Annotated in this window: 17 protein-coding genes; 8 read left to right on the forward strand and 9 right to left on the reverse strand. The window is 68.4% G+C overall.

The features are described from left to right. Positions 1–98: 98 nt before the first annotated feature. The 3 genes from MBA17_RS20030 to ctaD form a co-directional block, all read right to left on the reverse strand. Entirely contained in the window at positions 99–779 is a 681-nt protein-coding gene (locus MBA17_RS20030; RefSeq protein WP_238498043.1) for a DUF899 family protein, read from the reverse strand. Positions 780–1,292: 513 nt separating this feature from the next. Continuing rightward, complete coding sequence (locus MBA17_RS20035) at positions 1,293–2,204, reverse strand: AEC family transporter (protein ID WP_274385708.1); 912 nt, start codon at positions 2,202–2,204, stop codon at positions 1,293–1,295. A gap of 143 nt (positions 2,205–2,347) precedes the next feature. Continuing rightward, positions 2,348–3,988, reverse strand: a complete 1,641-nt coding sequence (gene ctaD, locus MBA17_RS20040; RefSeq protein WP_238498045.1) for an aa3-type cytochrome oxidase subunit I — start codon at positions 3,986–3,988, stop codon at positions 2,348–2,350. A gap of 136 nt (positions 3,989–4,124) precedes the next feature. Between ctaD and MBA17_RS20045 the strand changes: the two genes are divergently transcribed. Further along, positions 4,125–4,418: a hypothetical protein gene (locus MBA17_RS20045; RefSeq protein ID WP_238498046.1), complete on the forward strand. Its 294-nt coding sequence runs from the start codon at positions 4,125–4,127 to the stop codon at positions 4,416–4,418. A 40-nt stretch (positions 4,419–4,458) separates the two neighbouring features. Here the strand turns inward: MBA17_RS20045 and MBA17_RS20050 are convergent, their stop codons facing one another. The 4 genes from MBA17_RS20050 to MBA17_RS20065 form a co-directional block, all read right to left on the reverse strand. Next, the gene (locus MBA17_RS20050; RefSeq protein ID WP_238498047.1) at positions 4,459–4,878 is read right to left on the reverse strand and encodes a hypothetical protein; all 420 of its coding nucleotides are present in this window, start codon (positions 4,876–4,878) and stop codon (positions 4,459–4,461) included. 51 nt (positions 4,879–4,929) lie between these two features. Beyond that, entirely contained in the window at positions 4,930–5,778 is an 849-nt protein-coding gene (locus tag MBA17_RS20055; RefSeq protein WP_238498048.1) for an NAD(P)H-binding protein, read from the reverse strand. A gap of 269 nt (positions 5,779–6,047) precedes the next feature. Further along, positions 6,048–8,345, reverse strand: a complete 2,298-nt coding sequence (locus tag MBA17_RS20060) for an ATP-binding cassette domain-containing protein (RefSeq protein WP_238498049.1) — start codon at positions 8,343–8,345, stop codon at positions 6,048–6,050. A 236-nt stretch (positions 8,346–8,581) separates the two neighbouring features. Further along, entirely contained in the window at positions 8,582–9,388 is an 807-nt protein-coding gene (locus MBA17_RS20065; protein ID WP_238498050.1) for an ion transporter, read from the reverse strand. Between the two features lie 590 nt (positions 9,389–9,978). Between MBA17_RS20065 and MBA17_RS20070 the strand changes: the two genes are divergently transcribed. Then, positions 9,979–11,034, forward strand: coding sequence for a trypsin-like serine peptidase (locus MBA17_RS20070; protein ID WP_238498051.1), 1,056 nt, complete (start codon positions 9,979–9,981; stop codon positions 11,032–11,034). Positions 11,035–11,293: 259 nt separating this feature from the next. Continuing rightward, on the forward strand, positions 11,294–11,770 hold the full coding sequence (locus MBA17_RS20075; protein WP_238498052.1) for a hypothetical protein: 477 nt from the start codon (positions 11,294–11,296) through the stop codon (positions 11,768–11,770). Positions 11,771–11,925: 155 nt separating this feature from the next. Here MBA17_RS20075 and MBA17_RS20080 read toward each other — a convergent pair whose 3' ends face one another. After that, the gene (locus tag MBA17_RS20080) at positions 11,926–12,519 is read right to left on the reverse strand and encodes a hypothetical protein (protein ID WP_238498053.1); all 594 of its coding nucleotides are present in this window, start codon (positions 12,517–12,519) and stop codon (positions 11,926–11,928) included. Between the two features lie 70 nt (positions 12,520–12,589). Here MBA17_RS20080 and MBA17_RS20085 point away from each other — a divergent pair, with 70 nt between their 5' ends. The 5 genes from MBA17_RS20085 to MBA17_RS20105 all read left to right on the forward strand — a co-directional run bounded on the left by MBA17_RS20085 (position 12,590) and on the right by MBA17_RS20105 (position 16,143). Further along, positions 12,590–13,192, forward strand: coding sequence for a TetR/AcrR family transcriptional regulator (locus MBA17_RS20085; protein ID WP_238498054.1), 603 nt, complete (start codon positions 12,590–12,592; stop codon positions 13,190–13,192). Positions 13,193–13,518: 326 nt separating this feature from the next. Beyond that, positions 13,519–14,715, forward strand: coding sequence for a cytochrome P450 (locus MBA17_RS20090; RefSeq protein ID WP_238498055.1), 1,197 nt, complete (start codon positions 13,519–13,521; stop codon positions 14,713–14,715). After that, on the forward strand, positions 14,712–14,918 hold the full coding sequence (locus MBA17_RS20095; RefSeq protein ID WP_238498056.1) for a ferredoxin: 207 nt from the start codon (positions 14,712–14,714) through the stop codon (positions 14,916–14,918). Before MBA17_RS20090 ends, MBA17_RS20095 begins: the two co-directional genes overlap by 4 nt. A 33-nt stretch (positions 14,919–14,951) precedes the next feature. After that, positions 14,952–15,593, forward strand: coding sequence for a TetR/AcrR family transcriptional regulator (locus MBA17_RS20100; RefSeq protein WP_238498057.1), 642 nt, complete (start codon positions 14,952–14,954; stop codon positions 15,591–15,593). 97 nt (positions 15,594–15,690) lie between these two features. Then, positions 15,691–16,143, forward strand: coding sequence for a hypothetical protein (locus MBA17_RS20105; RefSeq protein ID WP_238498058.1), 453 nt, complete (start codon positions 15,691–15,693; stop codon positions 16,141–16,143). A 43-nt stretch (positions 16,144–16,186) separates the two neighbouring features. Here the strand turns inward: MBA17_RS20105 and MBA17_RS20110 are convergent, their stop codons facing one another. After that, a complete protein-coding gene (locus tag MBA17_RS20110; protein ID WP_238498059.1) occupies positions 16,187–17,446 on the reverse strand; it encodes an RNA polymerase sigma factor in 1,260 nt (419 codons plus the stop codon). Between the last annotated feature and the right edge of the window lie 145 nt (positions 17,447–17,591).

Raw genomic sequence — 17,591 nt, forward strand, 5'->3', positions numbered from 1 at the left:
ACCGGGGCTGGTGGAGGAGGAAATGGCCACGTAGTGGACTCCCCTCCTTCAGGGTGCCGTACGAGGTGATACCGACCCGCGCGGTCGGCGGTCGAAGGTCAGTAGTCGAGTCTCGGGAACCACTCGCCCCGGCCGTTAGGGGTGAGGTCGAGGAGATGCCAGACGGGGGCGAGGAGGTCGATGCCGCGCTCGTCGATGTCCTCGGCCATGCGAGGGTGGGTGGAGTAGAAGTGGCGGACCGCGCCGTCGCTGTCGCGGGTGAAGACAGAGATGGTGGAGTCCTGTTCGCCGTCCTTGTCCTCGCTGCCGAGGTCGTACTTGAAGGTGCTGTCGCCGCAGCTCAGCAGCCTCAGCCGGTGCCAGCCGCGGTCGCGGGCGTGCTGCCGCAGGGCGGGCGGGTCGGCGGCCGCGGCGATGGCGAAGTCGGCGTTCTGGGCGATGTGGTGGGCGATGCCGTTGAAGCCGTCGATCCACAGGGTGCACATGGGGCACGGGTCGGTCTGCAGCTTGCCGTACATGAGGTGGTAGACGATCAGCGGGCGGTCCGGCGCGGTGAAGAGCCCGCTGAGGTAGACCTCGCGGATCGGCGCGTCGCCCGCGTCGAGATCGGCGGGGCCCTCGATGAAGACGTAGTCGTCGACGGGCGGCCCCTGCGGGAGCGCCCGCCGTTGGGCCGCGACCTTCTCGCGGTGGCGCATGAGGTCGATCTCGGCTAGGCGCAGTTCCTTGCGGGCGGCGAGGTACTCCGCTGATTCGTCAGCCAGTTTCGTCTGCCGCATGGCTTCCTCCTGGGGTAGCGATTCCCCGGTCCCGGGTCCGATCCCCGGGTCCCCCAGCTCTCCAAGTCTATGGCGGTGCTAAGCCGACACCCGGAGAGGCGTCCTACCGCGCTGACTTGCCCGGACATGGCTTACCCATGACAGAACGCCAATGGGGCGAAACACGGACGACACCAACGGCCTGCTGACCGAGGACCGCGAGCCCAAGGTGCCGGCCGAAACCGTCCGGCGCATCCTCCTACCGATCCCCCTGAATCGCCGCCTGGCCTACCCCGCTTCTCCCACGATCCGGTGCGTTTCCGTTCCCAGCAGAGCCAGGCAGTGCCGAAAGGCCGGCAGGCACCGGCTTCGCCATGGTCCAAATGGGCACACGTCACTCGTCCGAGTTGTCACGGCGCCTGGCCACAGCCGCTGGAGTGCCATGGAGTCACGGACCGAGACCACCTACGGCGAGTGGCGCCGGGTGGGCTTGCCGTAAATTCAGCGCCCCCCGAGCGGGCGCGCAGGGATGGGTCAGCCGATCAGCGCGCTGAGTGCGGCCATGACGGGGATGGAGAGCAGCGTGCTCGTGAACACCGCGCTGCGGGCCAGTCTTCTGCCCACGTCGTAGTGCACGGAGTAGACGTAGATGTTCTGGGCCGTCGGCAGGGCCGCGAAGAGTGTGCAGGCCAGCAGCATCGTGCCGTCCAGCCGGAGGGCGTACTTCGCGATGAGGTAGGCCACGGCGGGCTGGACGAAGGCCTTGAGCAGTACGGCCAGCACGACGTCCCGGCGGTGACCGTTGACGGCGGACTGGCCGGCGGAGCTCAGGCTCAGACCGTACGCGATGAGAGCGACGGGCACCGCGGCGCCGCCCACCAGATCGAACGGGCGCATGAACTGTTCGGGCAGGTCGATCCCCGACAGGGCGACGGCCAGGCCGAGCAGGGAGGCGACCGTCAGCGGGTTGCGCAGCGGCAGGAGCAGGGCGGCGCGCTTGCCGGCGGGCCCGTTGTCGAGGATCAGGAACGCGATGGGGGCCATCACCAGCAGCTGGAACAGCAGGACGGGAGCGATGAGCGCGCCGTCGCCGAGCACGTAGACACCGACGGGGATGCCCAGGTTGCCCGCGTTGACGTAGGAGGAGGCGAGCACGCCGATGGTCAGCTCGCCCTTCTTCCGCCGCCAGATCAGCCCCGCCACGATGAGATAGGCGACCTGCACGACGAGCAGCCCGGCGACGTTGGTCAGCAGCACCGGCGAGAAGATCGACTGCAGATCGGCGGTCGCCACGGTCGTGAACAGCAACGCCGGGGTGGCCACGAAGAACGCCAGCCGCGAGAGCACCATCTCGTCCTGCGCGCGCAGCACGCCGGCACGCCCGACCAGGTAGCCCAACACAGCAACCGACACCAACGTGGCAAAAGCCACCAAAATCCCCGACATTCCGGCAAGTCTTACGTAACGCCCTTAATGACCACATAGCGGGTCCCTCGGCGGCCCAAGGACCCCCTGTCCCGCAAGGCGGGAAGGCTGTGGATCACGGCGGCGGCGCTGAGGCGTTCGGTCGCCAGGGCCACGCGGATTCTTCAGGTCCGGGGATAGTGCTGGTCAAACGCCGGGCGCTCGGACCTGATCGGGGGCAGCGAGGTGAAGTTGTGCCGGGGCGGCGGGCAGGAGGTGGCCCACTCCAGCGAGTTCCCGAAGCCCCACGGGTCGTCGACGGTCACCCGCTCCCCCGAGCGGGCCGTGTACCAGAGGTTGATCAGGAAGAACAACGTGGACGCGCCGAGCAGGAAGGAGCCGAGCGAGGAGATCAGGTTGAGCGTGGTGAACCCGTCGGCGACGCTGTAGTCGGCGTAGCGGCGCGGAAAACCGATCACACCGAGCCAGTGCTGCACGAGGAAGGTGGTGTGGAAGCCGATGAACAGCGTCCAGAAGTGCAGCTTGCCGAGGGGCTCGTTGAGCATCTTCCCGGTGAACTTCGGCCACCAGAAGTAGAACCCGGCGAACATCGCGAAGACCACGGTGCCGAAGACCACGTAGTGGAAGTGGGCGACGACGAAGTAGGTGTCGCTGATGTGGAAGTCGAGCGGCGGCGAGGCCAGGATGACCCCGGTCAGCCCGCCCAGCAGGAAGGTCACCAGGAAGCCGATCGCGAACAGCATCGGCGACTCGAAACTCAGGTGCCCACGCCACATCGTGCCGACCCAGTTGAAGAACTTCACCCCCGTGGGCACCGCGATCAGGAACGTCATCAACGAGAAGAACGGCAGCAGCACGTGCCCGGTGGGGAACATGTGGTGCGCCCACACGGTCATCGACAGGCCGGAGATCGCCAGAGTGGCGCCGACCAGGCCGATGTACCCGAAGAGCGGCTTCCGGCTGAAGACCGGGAGCACCTCGGTGATGATGCCGAAGAACGGCAGCGCGATGATGTAGACCTCTGGATGGCCGAAGAACCAGAAGAGATGCTGCCAGAGCAGCGCGCCGCCGGTCTCGGCGTCGTAGATGCGCGCGCCCAGCTTGCGTTCGGCCTCCAGCGCCAGCAGCGCGGCGGCCAGCACGGGGAAGGCGAGCAGCACCAGGATCGAGGTGAGCAGCACGTTCCAGGTGAAGATCGGCATCCGGAACGAGGTCATGCCGGGCGCCCGCATGCAGATGATCGTGGTGATGAAGTTGACCGCGCCGAGGATCGTGCCCAGGCCGGCGAGCACCAGGCCCATGATCCAGAGATCGCCGCCGATGGTCGAGGTGTAGGTGAAGGTCGACAGCGGCGTGTAGGCGAACCAGCCGAAGGAGGCCGCCCCGCCGGCGGTGAAGAAGCCGCTGAACGCGATCAGGCCGCCGAACAGGAACAGCCAGTAGCTGGCCATGTTGAGCCTCGGGAACGCCACGTCGGGCGCGCCGATCTGCAGCGGCATGATCGCGTTCGCGAACCCGGCGAACAGCGGGGTCGCGAACAACAGCAGCATGATCGCGCCGTGCATGGTGAAGAGTTGGTTGTACTGCTCGTGGGAGACGAACTGCATCTCCGGCTGCATCAACTCCACCCGGATCACCATCGCCATCACACCGGCGGCGAGGAAGAAGCAGAACGACGTGATGAGGTAGAGATAGCCGATCACCTTGTGATCGGTGGTGGACAGCCAGGAGGCGAGCATGCTGCCGGTGGGCCTTCTGGCCGGCAGCGGCGTCTGCCCGCTCTGGGTGGGCTCGACTCGCGTCATTGCGCTCCCCCTTGCTGTGCGTGCTCGCGGTGACGTACCCGGGGGAGGCTGGTGACGCACTGTGACCATGGTCAAGAGACGGCCAAATGGGGGAAGCTGACGATAGTGACCATCAGGTCCGGGTATTTCCGCATTTATGAGCGCAAAAGAACGCCCGGAGGAGACCCCTCCCCCCGAGATGCGTTCGGCCACCCCACCTGAGCCGCGTCCGGCAAGCCGACTGCCCGCCGCCTCCGCGACACCGCGTGATGTCGCCTACGTGCTCATCGGCGCGTTCGTGGTGTTCTTCGCGGTCTGCTTCGGCGCCCTCGGACTGCTCGCCGGGATCCCCCTGCTGACCGTCGCCATGGCCGTCGCCGCGGTCGGCACGGTGATCGCCATCATCAGGGCCGTCCGCACCTCCGGACGAGGATCCGACGAGGCGGGCTGACCGCTCAGCCGGAAACCCGGTTCACGTCAGTCGGTTCACGTCAGTCGGTGAGGAGTTCCTCGGCGATCAGGCCGATGCCGATGCCGAGCAACCACGCGTCCTTCGCCAGCGGAATGCCCTGCTGAGTCGGGAACAGGCTGCCGGCCTTGCGCATCCCCGGGGTCCGGATGTAGAGGCCGAGCAGGCCGCCGGCGAAGGCGGTGAGGCCCGCGCCCGCGAACAGGGAGGGCACGACGGGCAGCAGCAGCGCGGTCCCCAGCGCGATCTCGGCCTTGGAGAGCAGGCGAGTGAAGGCCACCGGGTCGACGTCCTTGAGGAACGGGTACGTCCCGGCGGCCATCCCGTGCACCCCCCGGGCGGTCTCCTCGTCCGCGGTGACCTTGCTGAGCCCGGAGTTCAGAATTAGCGCCCCGGCGACCCAGCGGGCCGGAAGCTGATGCGCGCGAGCCAGGATCCTCATGTCCCGTTCGTTCCCTGCCCACCGCCCTCGATCCGGCATCTGACCATGGCTTTACCGGAAATCATCGGCGTGGTCGGCGGCCCAGGCGCGGAAGGTGCGCGCGGGCGCACCGGTGATCTTCTCCACCCCCTCGACGACGAACTCGGGGTTCGTCACCATCTGGGCGTGGGCGTCGATGATCGCGGCGGCCATCTCCGCCGGCATGCCTTCGCGGGTCATCTGCTCCTTGGCTACCTCCGCCGGGACCTCCTCGAAACGCAGCGGACGCCCGATCGCCTCCCCGATGATCCGCACCTGTTCGGCCGTGGTGACGACCTCAGGCCCGGTCATCACGTATTTCGCCCCCTCGTGCCCCGCTCCGGTGAGCGCGGCGACCCCGACGGCGGCGATGTCTGCTTCGTGGATCAGCGTTCTGCCGGCCTCTCCGTAAATCCCCCGCACGACGTCGCCGGCCTGGATCTCCGGCGCCCACATCAGCGTGTTGGTCGCGAAGCCGCCGGGACGCAGGAAGGTCCACACCATCCCGGACGCCTGGATCAGGCGCTCGATCATGGCATGCGAGCCGATGATCGACTCGGCCTGCTCCTCGGGGTCGTCAGGAACACCGTGTGCGGACAGGTAGACGATCCTGCGGGCGTGCTGGGCGATCACCGCCAGCGAGGCGGACGCGGCGTGGTCGGCCGTCACAGTGGGCCAGACCAGGAAGACGGAGTCGACCCCCGTCAGCGCCTCGTGCAGGCTGTCCGGCTGGGCCAGGTCGCCGCGCACCACCTCGACGCCCGCGGGCAGGCGGGCCGACTCCGGGTCGCGAGCCAGCGCACGCACCGGCTCTCCACGTTCGAGCAGTTGGGCGAGTACCTGGCCGCCGACCTTGCCGGTCGCACCGGTCACCAAAATCATGATCGATCTCCTTCGTCGTCGATGTGACCAGCCTGCAACTTGAACCTCGGTTGAGGTCAACAGCCCACCGTGCGCGACGTGCCGATCCGGCCGGAGCGGGTGGCCTCTCGCCTGACGAGCCGGTCGGCCTTCCGGCCGACGGGCGGACGTATGGCGCACCGCTGATCCACCAAGATGGCGACGGAGACCGTCCGGATCGGGAGCAGCAGGGCGGGGCGGCCGATCCCGGAGTATGCCGGGATCGGCGGCCCAGCCCTTCGTGCCGCGGGTCATGTCGCGGCGTTCTCCAGCCGGTAGCGGCGGAGGTGTTCGCCGGTCAGGGAGTGCTCGGCGGCCAGGAGGTCGCGGGGAGTGCCGGTGAAGACGATCTCGCCGCCGTTCTTGCCGCCGTCGGGGCCGAGGTCGATGATCCAGTCGGCCTGCTGGATGACGTCGAGGTTGTGCTCGATGACGATGACGGTGTTGCCCTTGTCGACCAGTCCGTTCATCAGGGTGAGCAGGGTGTCCACATCCGACATGTGCAGGCCGGTGGTGGGCTCGTCCAGGACGTAGACGCCGCCGGTGCGGTGGAGCTGGGTGGCGAGCTTGATGCGCTGCCGCTCGCCGCCGGACAGGGTGCTCAGCGACTGGCCGAGGCTGAGGTAGCCGAGGCCGACCTCGATCAGCGTGTGCAGCTTGGCGCGCAGGGCGCGCTCGGTGAAGAACTCGGCGGCCTCCTCGGCCGGCATCTCCAGCACGTCGGCGATGGACTTGCCGCGCAGCGTGTGGGAGAGGACCGACTCCTTGAAGCGGCGTCCGTCGCAGGTGTCGCAGTGCGTGGTGACCGGGTCCATGTACGCCAGCTCGGTGATGATCACGCCCCGGCCCTGGCACTCCTCGCAGGCGCCGGTGGAGTTGAAGCTGAACAGCCCGGGGGCGACGCCGCTGGCCGTGGCGAAGAGCTTGCGCACCTGGTCCATCAGGCCGAGATAGGTGGCGGGGGTGGACCGGGAGGAGGCGGCGATGGCCGTCTGGTCGACGAAGATGGTGTCGGGGTAGGCGGCCATGAAGACGTCGCCGATGAGGGTGCTCTTGCCCGATCCGGCGACGCCGGTGACCGCGGTGAGCACGCCCACCGGGATGTCGACCGACACCTTCTTCAGGTTGTGCAGGTCGGCGTCCGCGATCGACAGCGCGCCCCGGGCCTGCCTGAACGTGTCCTTGACGGCGCCGCCGCCGCGCAGGCCGCGAGCGGTGAGAGTGTCCGCTTCGCGGAGCCGCTCGACGGTGCCGGTGAAGACGATCTCGCCGCCGTGCACCCCGGCCCGCGGGCCGACGTCCACGACGTGGTCGGCGATCTCGATGACGTCGGGGTCGTGCTCCACGACGAGGACCGTGTTGCCCTGGTCGCGCAGGGCGCGCAGCAGATCGTTGAGCCGGCCCACGTCGCGCGGGTGCAGGCCGACGCTGGGCTCGTCGAAGATGTAGGTCATCCCGGTCAGGCTGCTGCCCAGGTGCCTGACCATCTTCAGCCGCTGTCCCTCGCCCCCGGACAGCGTCATGGTGGCCCGGTCCATGCTGAGGTAGCCGAGCCCGATCGCGGCGACCCGCGCGAGGGCGGTGCGGGCGGCTTCGGCGATCGGGGTGGCCACCGGGTCGTCGATGCCGCCGAGCACCTCGATCAGGTCGGTGACCTGCATCCGCGACCAGTCGGCGATGGTGCGGCCGTCGATCAGGGTGGCCAGCGCCGTGGGGTTCAGCCGGTCGCCGTCGCAGGCCGGGCAGGTGCCCTCGGTGATGAACCGCTGGAGCGACTCGCGGGTCCGGTCGCTGACGGCGCTCAGGTCACGCTTGACGCCGAGCCGGGTGAACCGGACGACCAGGCCCTCGTAGTTGACCTTGTAGGTGCCGCTCTTGACCGTCAGCTCCACCTTGCCGCCGGTGCCGTGCAGCAGCGTGTGCCACTCGTCCTCGGTGTAGTCGCTCAGCCGCTTGGCCGGGTCGACCCCCTCGTGGTTGGCGTACAGCTGCCACTCGGTGCCGCCCACCGTGTAGCCCGGCAGCAGGATCGCGCCCTCGTCGAGCGACTTCGTGTGGTCGAGCATCTTGTCGACGTCGGCCCGCACGGTCTTTCCCAGCCCGTCGCACTCGGGGCACATGCCCTGCGGGTCGTTGAAGGAGTAGGTGGACACCCGGCCGTCGGTCGGCGAGCCGTACCGGGCGAACAGGGCACGGATCATGGAGTAGATGTCGGTCATGGTGCCGACCGTGGAGCGGGCGTTGCCGCCCACCGGCTTCTGGTCCACGATCACCGGGGTGGTGAGGTTCTCGATCGCGTCGGCCTGGGGGCGCTCGTACTTGGGGAGCTGGTTGCGGATGAACCAGGAGAAGGTGCCGTGTAGCTGGCGTTGCGCCTCGACGGCGACCGTGTCGAAGACGATCGACGACTTGCCCGAGCCCGACACCCCGGTGAAGACCGTGATCCGGTTCTTCGGGATGGTGAGGGACACGTCCTTGAGATTGTGCTCACGCGCGCCGACGATCCGGATGCTGTCGTCGCCGCCCACGGCAGGACCGCTGAAACTCAAGAAGATCTCCTCTTGCTGATGGGGTGGACAGCCGCCGGCGGGTGCGGTGATCGCCGGGTTCGCCGCTCTGTGCCGTCTCGCTCTCACCGGCTCGGTGGAGCGGCCACGACGGGAGGGAGCCTGACCGGCGGCATCGGCAAGGATATCGCTAATCTGTTCGATAGTGGGCGCAGTCGGCGGAACCCGGCCCTTGGCGCGCGATCGTGGCCCTCGGCAAACGGTCGCCGCCGAATCGATCAGTTCAGCCGGGCCTCCTCGTCGGCCCGCGGCGTACCCTGCAGGGCGTCGATCTTGGCGTGCAGCCGGGCCAGCTCGTCGACGACCGCGCCGAGCTGATCTTCCGTCCGCTGCTCCTCGGCCGAGGTGTTCTGATCGTCCATGGCGTTGACCACGACGGCGATGAAGAGGTTCAGCACCACGAACGTGGCGATCAGGATGTAGACCACGAAGAAGATCCAGGCCCACGGGGCGACGGCCATCACGTCCGCCGCGATCTCCGGCCAGGCCTCGCCCGTCATCACCTGGAACAGGGTGAACAGCGAGGCCGGCAACTCGCCGAAGTGCTCCGGGGCGATCTCGCCGAACAGCTCGGTGGCCAGCACCGCCGAGACGTACATGATCAGTGCAAGCAGGCCGATGGTCGACGCCATCCCGGGGATCGCCGCGAGCAGCGCGGCGACGACCTTGCGCATGCTGGAGACCGACGAGATCAGGCGCAGCGCACGGAGGATCCGCAGCACGCGCAGCACCGAGGCGGGACCGGAGGCCGGCACCAGCGCGACGGCCACGACCACCGTGTCGAACCAGTTCCACGGGTCCCTGAAGAACGCGCCCCGGTAGGCGTGGAGACGGGCGGCGAGTTCCAGGACGAAGACGGTCACCACGATCCGGTCGACCACATGGAGCACCCCGCCGACGTTCTCCATGATGAACGAGGAGGTCTCACAGCCGATCGTGATGGCGTTGATCAGGATGATGACCACGAAGACCCGCTCGAAGCGTCGGCTTTCGAGGAACGAGCGCACACGTTCGCGGCCTGGCAAGTGGTCAACCCCCCGGGTGGGACAGGTACGGTGATCAATCGTAAGGATGGCCGAAATGCTGAGATAAGTCAGGGTCTTCGGGCGTCCGAGACCCGGTGCGCATCCGGAAGGACGGCGTCGAGCTCACCGGCCACCTTCGAGGCTCTGTCCGATCCGCAGCCGGACGCGGACGAGTCGCCGGCCCGTCGCCGCCGGCCCGTGGATCGCGGGGAGCCGTCGCGCTCGTAGGACCGGCGCGGGGCGGGCGCTCACTCCGCGGCCGACATGAGCCCTGCTCATGAGCGCGTGATCGCTACCCAAGGTGACCTTAAGCCGCTATTGGCCGACATCTCGTCATCACTCCAGGTCACGCCGTCAACACGAGCAGGTGATCATCAATTTGCACCCTTTGGATAGCAACGAACTGATAACGGTCTGGCCTTATGTCCTCTTTAAGCTGCCTTAGACCATGATCAGGTGGCTACCGTCTCCATTGATCTCTTTACGGGGCTATGGACTTCTCTTTTACATGCCTTGACCATTGTTCGCCCGGCTGCGCGGCGCGGCACCCACCTGACGCCCGGCCGGACGACGATCAAGAAGGAGCACGATTGAACACCCGAGCCAAGCGCCTGGTCCTCCCCCTCGGAGGCGCCCTGCTCGCCACGACCCTGGTGGGCGCGTCGCTCGCCACCTCGGCCGAGGCTGCACCTGACCGGAAGTCGCGCTCGCTCGCCTCGGCGAAGAGCGTCAAGGCCGTCGCCGGCTCCTGGACTGCCAGCAAGCTCAGCGCCGCCACGAACTACACGGAGGGCTCGGGCGCGTCAGGCAAGTTCAAGAACTCCAAGAAGGCGTCCGCGGACGGCAGCGCCGGCCTGGTCGCCCCCACCAACAACAACCGCTCGGCGGGGCGCTCCAAGAACGTCAACCTGCCGACCACCGTCGGACGGGTGTTCTTCTTCGTCGACGGCCGGCCGTACTACTGCTCGGCTTCGGCCATCCAGTCGAAGTTCAAGAACCTGGTCGCCACCGCGGGCCACTGCGTCTACGACACCGACAAGAACAAGCCGGTCGACGGGTTCGTGTTCATCCCGGGTTACCACGAGGCCAAGGCTCCGTGGGGCATCTACGTCGGCGCCAAGATGCACACGCACTACGACTTCGACGTCTTCGAGGACTACGACAAGGACTACGCCTTCGTCAACGTCTACAACGGCATCAAGCGTGATGGCAGGAAGTGGGTCGACGTCGGCCCCCTGAGCGACAACGTCGGCGCCCAGGGCTTCGCCTGGAACCAGAGCCCCGGCAAGAACGTCTTCGTCTTCGGCTACCCGACCGGTCCGCACCCCGACGGTGACAAGGCCTTCACCGGCGAGACCATGAAGTACTGCTACAACAAGACCTACGAGGGCCCGGCCGTGCCCCAGTACAAGGTCGAAGAGCACATCGCCATCAAGTGCACCTTCACCCCGGGCTCCAGCGGCGGCCCCTGGCTGCTGCAGTACAGCAGCTCCAAGCGCGTCGGCTACCTCAACGGCGTGGTGAGCCTGGCTCTCGACACCGACGACAACCAGAGGTACGACCGCATCTCCTCCCCGTACTTCGACGGTGAGACCGCCGCCATCTACAAGTACGCGGCCAACCTGTGGACCGGCTCGCTCCGCTAGAGCGCGACCAGCTGAACACGAGGGGCCCGGTTTCCGACCGGGCCCCTCGTCCCGTTTTCCGCCGGGCGCGGTGGCGTCGAACCATCCGGTGATGCCGGGAGGCCCTGGGCCCGAGGGAGATCCCAGGCCGGGCCCCTGTGCCGACAATGCGCCGCCAAAGGGGCTCGCCGGGCGCTTTCCGGTGAATGGCGTTCATGGTTCACTGTCGGAAACGACGGTGTTTCTCCGGCTGGGCATACTTAAGTCACTCGGGGTGATCATGACTGTCCTTCGCCGCGCGAAGCTGTCGCTGCCGGTGCTCGCTCTCGGCCTCCTCCTGGTCGGGTGTTCGGCTCCGCTGGAGGCGGTGATCAGCACCCCCGCTCCGGCGCCGGCCAGTCCCTCGCCTGTCGCGACGCCCGCCCCGACGCCGAGCCCGGCACCGACCGGGACGTCTCTGGCGGCCACCACGTGTCAGATCAACGTCACGAGTGAGTTGCTCAGGCTGCTGAGGGAGGGCCATCCGCGTACCGACCCGCCGCCGCAGAAGCTCACGGACGCCGAGCACGCGGTCTTGGAACAGGCGTGGGAGAAGGTCGGCGAGATCAGTTCGGGGGGCGACGCCGACAAGATCATCGATTTGGTCGCCGGACTCTGCGCGGCCACGTTCAACGACTCCTCACTGCCGGCGCCCTCGATCTTCGAGCCGCTGCCCTCGTTCTCCATCCCCGTGCCGAAGCTCACGGATTTCGTATAACCGAGGGGCTCCGACGGAGCAGCCGCCACCGACCACGGCTGCTCCACGAAGGCGGCCGGCTCGAAGACCGGGCCCAGCGAGCCGTACGGCCTGCGATCCCCACGTCGTCCGGCACGGCCTGTCCGGCCCCGCGGCTCTCAACGGCGCCGCGACTCTCAGGTGGTGCGGAGGGCGGCCCCGGCCTGTCCGGCTTCCTTCTCCTCGGCCGTCGTCCACAGCCTGGCGGCCATCCAGGCGATCCCGGCCGCCGCGAAGACCAGGCCGACCAGGTAGACGGGCAGCGGCACCAGGTTGCGCAGCGAGCCGGGGATCATCCCCACGACGTAGAGCGCGACGGCCACCACCGGCATCGCCTTGGCGCGCACGGCCGCCAGGCCGAAGGTCAGCACACCGGCCAGCAGCACGACCGAGGTGACCAGGAACGCCCTGCCGGTGCCGCCCGCCACCAGCCCGGCGACGACGTCGCCCGGCAGGTTCGGGAAGACGAAGTGCAGCGTGTACTCGATGGCGAACGCGCCCGCCAGGCCTGCCGAGTTGAGCACGTAGCCGACCAGCCCGAGCGTGCCCGCCGTGTGGCGGAGCAGCAGGTAGATGCCGGTGATCGCGAATAGGCCGGTGAGCGGGGCGAATGGGGCGATCGCGTGGGTGAACGCGGTCTCGGGTAACAGGTCGCCCCGCCGGGCGACGTTGACGACGAGCAGGACCGCGCAGCCGAATCCGGCGGCGCCGGTGACACGGAGGATCGACATGCGTCTTCCTTTCCACGGAGGGAGGATAACGCTTGTTATCATGCTCGTTATCGGATCTATGGTGGAGACCGTGGCCAGGGATGTAAGCACCTCGAAAGAACTCGTGGACGCCGGGGTCCGGGTGCTTCGTGAGCACGGGACCGCCGAGTTCACGCTGCGCCGCGTGGCGGAGGCCGCGGGATCGTCCACGATGGGGATCTACACGAGCTTCGGCGGCCGGGCCGGCCTGCTGGAGGCGATCTATCTACGCGGCTTCGAGGCCCTTCGCGACGCGCTCGCCGGGGACGTGGACGGCGATCCGATCGAGCGGATCCGCGCGGTGGCGTTCGCCTACCGCCGCTTCGCCCTGGCCGATCCCGCCCGATACGCCCTGATGTTCGAGCGCCCCATCCCCGACTTCGACCCGTCGCCCGAGTTGCGCCGTCAGGCCCTCGGCATGACCTTCGAGCTGCTCGTCGACGCCCTCCGCGCCGCCGTACGCGCCCGGCTGGTCACCTCGTCCGACCCGATCCGCACCTCCTACCTGGTGTGGACCGTCATCCACGGCATCGTCAGCATCGAGCTCACCCACGCGCTGCGCAGCCCGCTGCCCGGCTGGTTCCTCGACAGCCCCGAGGTGGGGGAGAGCGTGTTGTCCGAAGGTGTCGGCGCGCTGCTCGACGGCCTGCGGTGAGCACCGGACTGAGGCGGCGGTGGACCCTGGAAACGCGGAAGCGCCCGCTCTCCACAAGGGAGAACGGGCGCCGCCGCGCTTGCGTACCGGTGTGCATGTCGCCTCTCGGCGAGTTGCTCAACGCGGCTCCAGCCGGACGGTATTCCGCGAAGGCGATAGGTGAGGCCCGGGGACATTGGGCACACCGGTCACGATGGAAGGAACCGACGGGGGCCGATCGTTATTCCGGGTAGGACGTAAACGCCTCCCCGCACACGGACCTAATCGATAGCTTACTATCGTTTCTGTCGGAGCAATGTCCGACCGCAGGTCACATAGGAGGTTGCATGAGTGAGATCTCAACGGTGCCGATCCACATGCGCCGCGCCGGTTTCGACCCCGCGCCCGAGCTTTCCGAGCTGCGTGACGGCGAGGGAGTGCGGCGGATTCCCACGCAGTTCGGCGTGGACGCCTGGCTGGTCACCCGGTTCGCCGACGTTCGCGCGGTGCTGAGTGACGTGGAGCGGTTCAAGCAGCCTGCGCGACTCCCGTTCCAGTCGGCCTCCATGCCGGACATCAGCGATGAGGAACTCGTCAGACGGCAGGCGGGCAACCTTCTCGCCCTCAATCCGCCCGAGCACACCCGGTTGCGCCGCATTCTGACGCCCGAGTTCACGGTCCGCAGGATGCGCAGGATGGAGCCGCGGATCCAGGAGATCGTCGAGGAACACCTCGACGTGATGGAGCGGAACGGCTCGCCCGCCGACCTGGTCTCCTCCTTCGCGCTGCCGGTCCCGTCGCTGGTGATCTGCGAGCTGCTCGGCGTGCCGTACGAGGAGAGGGCCGTCTTCCAGGACAGGACGAGCCGGCTGCTGGACGTGTCGGTGCCGCTCGAACAGCGGATGGAGCTCCAGCTGGAGTCGCGCGCCTACATGGCCGAGCTGGTCGCCAGAACGCAGGCCGATCCCGGCGAGGAACTGCTGGGCATGCTGGTCCGTGAGCACGGCGACGCCGTGACCGCCGAGGAGCTCATCGGAATCGGCAATCTGTTGCTGGTGGCCGGCCACGAGACCACGTCCAACATGCTGTCGATCGGCACGCTGGCCCTGCTGCGCAACCCCGACCAGTTCGAGCTGCTCAAGAAGGAGCCGGAGCGGATCGACGACGCCGTGGAGGAGCTGATGCGCTGGCTCAGCGTCGTCCACTCCGGCACCGCGAAGGTGACCACGACGGACGTGGAGATCGCGGGTCAGCACATCCCGGCCGGTGAGCTGGTGATGCTCGCCCTGCCGACCGCCAACCGCGACCCCGAACTGCTCGACAACCCCGACAAACTTGACATCACCCGGCACGGCGTCGGGCACGTCGCCTTCGGCCACGGCCTGCATCACTGCCTGGGCGCGCCGCTGGCCCGCATGGAGATGCGGATCGCGTTCCCCGCCCTGCTGCGACGCTTCCCCGGGCTGCGGGCCGTCTCCGACGAGGCCGCGTTCCGCTCCTTCCATGTCGTCTACGGGCTGAGCTCGTTCGAGGTGGCGTGGTGAGCGAGCCGCTGCAGGTCCGGGCCGATCGAAACGTCTGCATCGGCGCGGGAATGTGCGTCATGACGTGCGAAGAGGTCTTCGACCAGGACGACGACGGCATCGTGCTGCTGCTCCTGCCGACGCCCCCCGCCGAGTACGCCACCGCCGTACGGCAAGCCGTACGCAACTGCCCGTCGGGGGCGTTGACCCTGCGTGACGAGTAGGACCGGCCGCAGGTGGCTGCTAGCGTTCGGCGTGTGCAAGAGCATCGAAATCGGGCGGATGCACTGCGCAACTCCGACAGGATCGTGCGAGCCGCCATCACGGCTCTGGAAGAGTCCGGCCCGAGCGTCCCGCTGGAAGAGATCGCCCGGCGGGCCGGGGTCGGGATCGCGACGGTGTTCCGCCGGTTCGGCGACCGCGACGGGCTGATCCGGGCCGCCTTCCAGACCTATTTCGCGGAGGAGGTCGAACCGCTGGCGCTGGCGGCTCGACAGGCCGGCGACCCTGGCGAGGCGCTGGCCGACGCGCTCGCCGCCGCGGTGGACTCGCTCGCCGCCCACCAGGTCCTGCTCGCCGCCGCCAAGGAGTCGGGCGCGTTCACCGTCGATCTCGCCGAGCGGTTCATGGGGCCGCTCGGCGAAGTGCTGGCCGCCGCCGGGGAGCGCGGGCAGGTCCGGGCCGACCTGCTGGTCCGCGACCTGGCGGCGATCGTGGTGATGGCCCTGGCGACCGCGCATCCGAAGGACGCCGAGGGCGCCGACCACCGCCGCTACCTGGCCCTGCTCCTGGCCGGCATCCGCCCTTCGCCCGACCGGCTGCCCCCGCCCGCGGCCACCCGGTTCCTCATCGACAAACATCAGCGCCGCTGCGCCGCGACCAGACGACCGGGGACCTGACGATTAGTGTCCGGATGCGGTCAATTTTCGGACATTTCATCGGATGAATTGTTACTGTGAGGCCGATTCTGTGGCTCGACCAGAGAGGCGTCCCCCCATGCGACTCACCGTCCGCCCTCTTCTCCTGGCACTCGCCATCGGCCTGCTAACCGCACAACCCGCCGCCGCCCAGTCGCTCGACACCGATGTCCCGTTCGCCGCCGACTCGGGTGACTCCTGCCGGCGCGGCTCCACCGAGGGCGTCCTCACCTGGGTGGACGGCCCGGTCATCCGTCCGACGGTGCGGGTGCGCGGCCACCTGCGGGATGAGGGCGAATTCAGCCCCTGCGCCCTCGACCGCCTGTTCTCCCTCGCCACCTACTCGGCCTACGCCGGCGGCATCCTGGTCGACAGCGAGCAGCACAAGGTGGACAACGGCCGCATCGACCTCGCCTTCACGCTCTCAGGTGTCGGAGGGATCGACAGAGTCACCGTATCCGTCTGCCGGCAGACCTCTTCTTCGCCCGGCATCGGCTACTGCGGCAAACTACAGGAGTACAAGCGCCCCTGACCTCGCGGCGCCACATCGATGACCGCGCGAAGCGCCGGCGAACCTAGACGGCGGCGGCGCCCGCGCGGGCGAGGAAGAGGGCGCGTTCGCGTTCGTTGCGGGTCAAGGCTGCGGCGCGCAGGAACTCCTCGCGTGCCTCGGCGGATCGGCCCAGCCTCGCGAGCAGATCCCCTCGTACGGCGGGCAACTGCGGATACTCCCTGAGCAGGCGCTCGGTCACCAGGCCGTCCACGATCTCCAGTCCGCGCGCCGGGCCCTCCGCCATGGCCACCGCGACCGCCCGGTTCAACTCCACGACCGGGGAGGGCGCCAGGTGGGCGAGGACCAGGTAGAGGGCGGCCATCCTTTCCCAGTCCGTGTCCTCGGCCGCCAGCGCGCGGGCGTGACAGGCGGCGATCGCGGCCTGCAAGCCGTACGGGCCGAGGGTGCCCAGGGACTCGGCACGGGCGAGCGCGGCCAGTCCGCGGCGGATGAGCAGCCGGTCCCACTGGCCCCGGTCCTGGTCGAGGAGCAGGACCGGTTCGCCGTTCGGGCCGGTCCTGGCGCCGGTTCTGGACGCCTGGATCTCCATGAGGGCGACGAGCCCGTGCGCCTCCGCCTCCTGCGGCATGAGTTCGGCCAGGATCCGGCCCAGGCGCAGGGCCTCCTCACACAGCGACGGGCGCATCCAGTCGTCGCCGCCGGTCGCCGAGTAGCCCTCGTTGAAGATCAGATAGATGACCTCCAGAACCGAGGAGAGCCGGTCGGCCAGCTCGCCGGGAGCGGGCATCTCGATCCGTACCTGTTTGTCGGAGAGAGTGCGCTTGGCGCGGAAGATTCGCTGGCCGACGGTCGGCTCGGGCACCAGGAAGGCCCTGGCGATCTCCTCCGTCGTCAGGCCGCCGAGCAGGCGAAGCGTGAGGGCCAGCCGCCCCTCGGTGGGAAGCACCGGGTGGCAGGCCGTGAAGAGGAGGCGCAGCAGGTCGTCGCCGATGTGGTCGTCGAGGACGTCGTCCAGTTCGGCCTCGGCCGACTCCTGGCGGCGCTCCATGTCCCTGCCGACCTCTTCGAGTTTCTGCTCGTATCGGGTACGGCGGCGCAGCTGGTCGATCGCCCGGTGCTTGGCGGTGAGCATGAGCCAAGCGCCTGGATTGTCCGGCACGCCCGACTTCGGCCATTGTTCAAGCGCGAGGACCAGGGCGTCCTGTGCCAACTCCTCGGCCAGCCCGACATCGTGCACCATCCGGGCCAGCCCGGCGATCACCCGCGCGGACTCCATCCGCCAGACCGCCTCGACCGACCGGCGGGGATCAGCAACCGTCATGCCCCAGATTCAAGCACTTCCGGCCGGATGCCGGTGCTCGGGCAGACCTGCCCGCGCAGACCTGCCCGCCACGCCCTGTCGGCGCCGGTGGACATGACGAAAACGCTCGGCCGGGAAACCCGGCCGAGCGTCCGCTGATCACTCG

It is taken from the genome of Dolomitihabitans soli, assembly GCF_022213955.1.
GTDB classification, from domain to species: domain Bacteria; phylum Actinomycetota; class Actinomycetes; order Streptosporangiales; family Streptosporangiaceae; genus Streptosporangium_A; species Streptosporangium_A soli.

Excerpts from the sequence above, each read along its gene's own strand:
- MBA17_RS20030 (WP_238498043.1), bottom strand. The coding sequence starts at position 779 with ATGCGGCAGACGAAACTGGCTGACGAATCAGCGGAGTACCTCGCCGCC.
- MBA17_RS20035 (WP_274385708.1), bottom strand. The coding sequence starts at position 2,204 with ATGTCGGGGATTTTGGTGGCTTTTGCCACGTTGGTGTCGGTTGCTGTG.
- ctaD (WP_238498045.1), bottom strand. The coding sequence starts at position 3,988 with ATGACGCGAGTCGAGCCCACCCAGAGCGGGCAGACGCCGCTGCCGGCC.
- MBA17_RS20045 (WP_238498046.1), top strand. The coding sequence starts at position 4,125 with ATGAGCGCAAAAGAACGCCCGGAGGAGACCCCTCCCCCCGAGATGCGT.
- MBA17_RS20050 (WP_238498047.1), bottom strand. The coding sequence starts at position 4,878 with ATGAGGATCCTGGCTCGCGCGCATCAGCTTCCGGCCCGCTGGGTCGCC.
- MBA17_RS20055 (WP_238498048.1), bottom strand. The coding sequence starts at position 5,778 with ATGATTTTGGTGACCGGTGCGACCGGCAAGGTCGGCGGCCAGGTACTC.
- MBA17_RS20075 (WP_238498052.1), top strand. The coding sequence starts at position 11,294 with ATGACTGTCCTTCGCCGCGCGAAGCTGTCGCTGCCGGTGCTCGCTCTC.
- MBA17_RS20080 (WP_238498053.1), bottom strand. The coding sequence starts at position 12,519 with ATGTCGATCCTCCGTGTCACCGGCGCCGCCGGATTCGGCTGCGCGGTC.
- MBA17_RS20090 (WP_238498055.1), top strand. The coding sequence starts at position 13,519 with ATGAGTGAGATCTCAACGGTGCCGATCCACATGCGCCGCGCCGGTTTC.
- MBA17_RS20105 (WP_238498058.1), top strand. The coding sequence starts at position 15,691 with ATGCGACTCACCGTCCGCCCTCTTCTCCTGGCACTCGCCATCGGCCTG.
- MBA17_RS20110 (WP_238498059.1), bottom strand. The coding sequence starts at position 17,446 with ATGACGGTTGCTGATCCCCGCCGGTCGGTCGAGGCGGTCTGGCGGATG.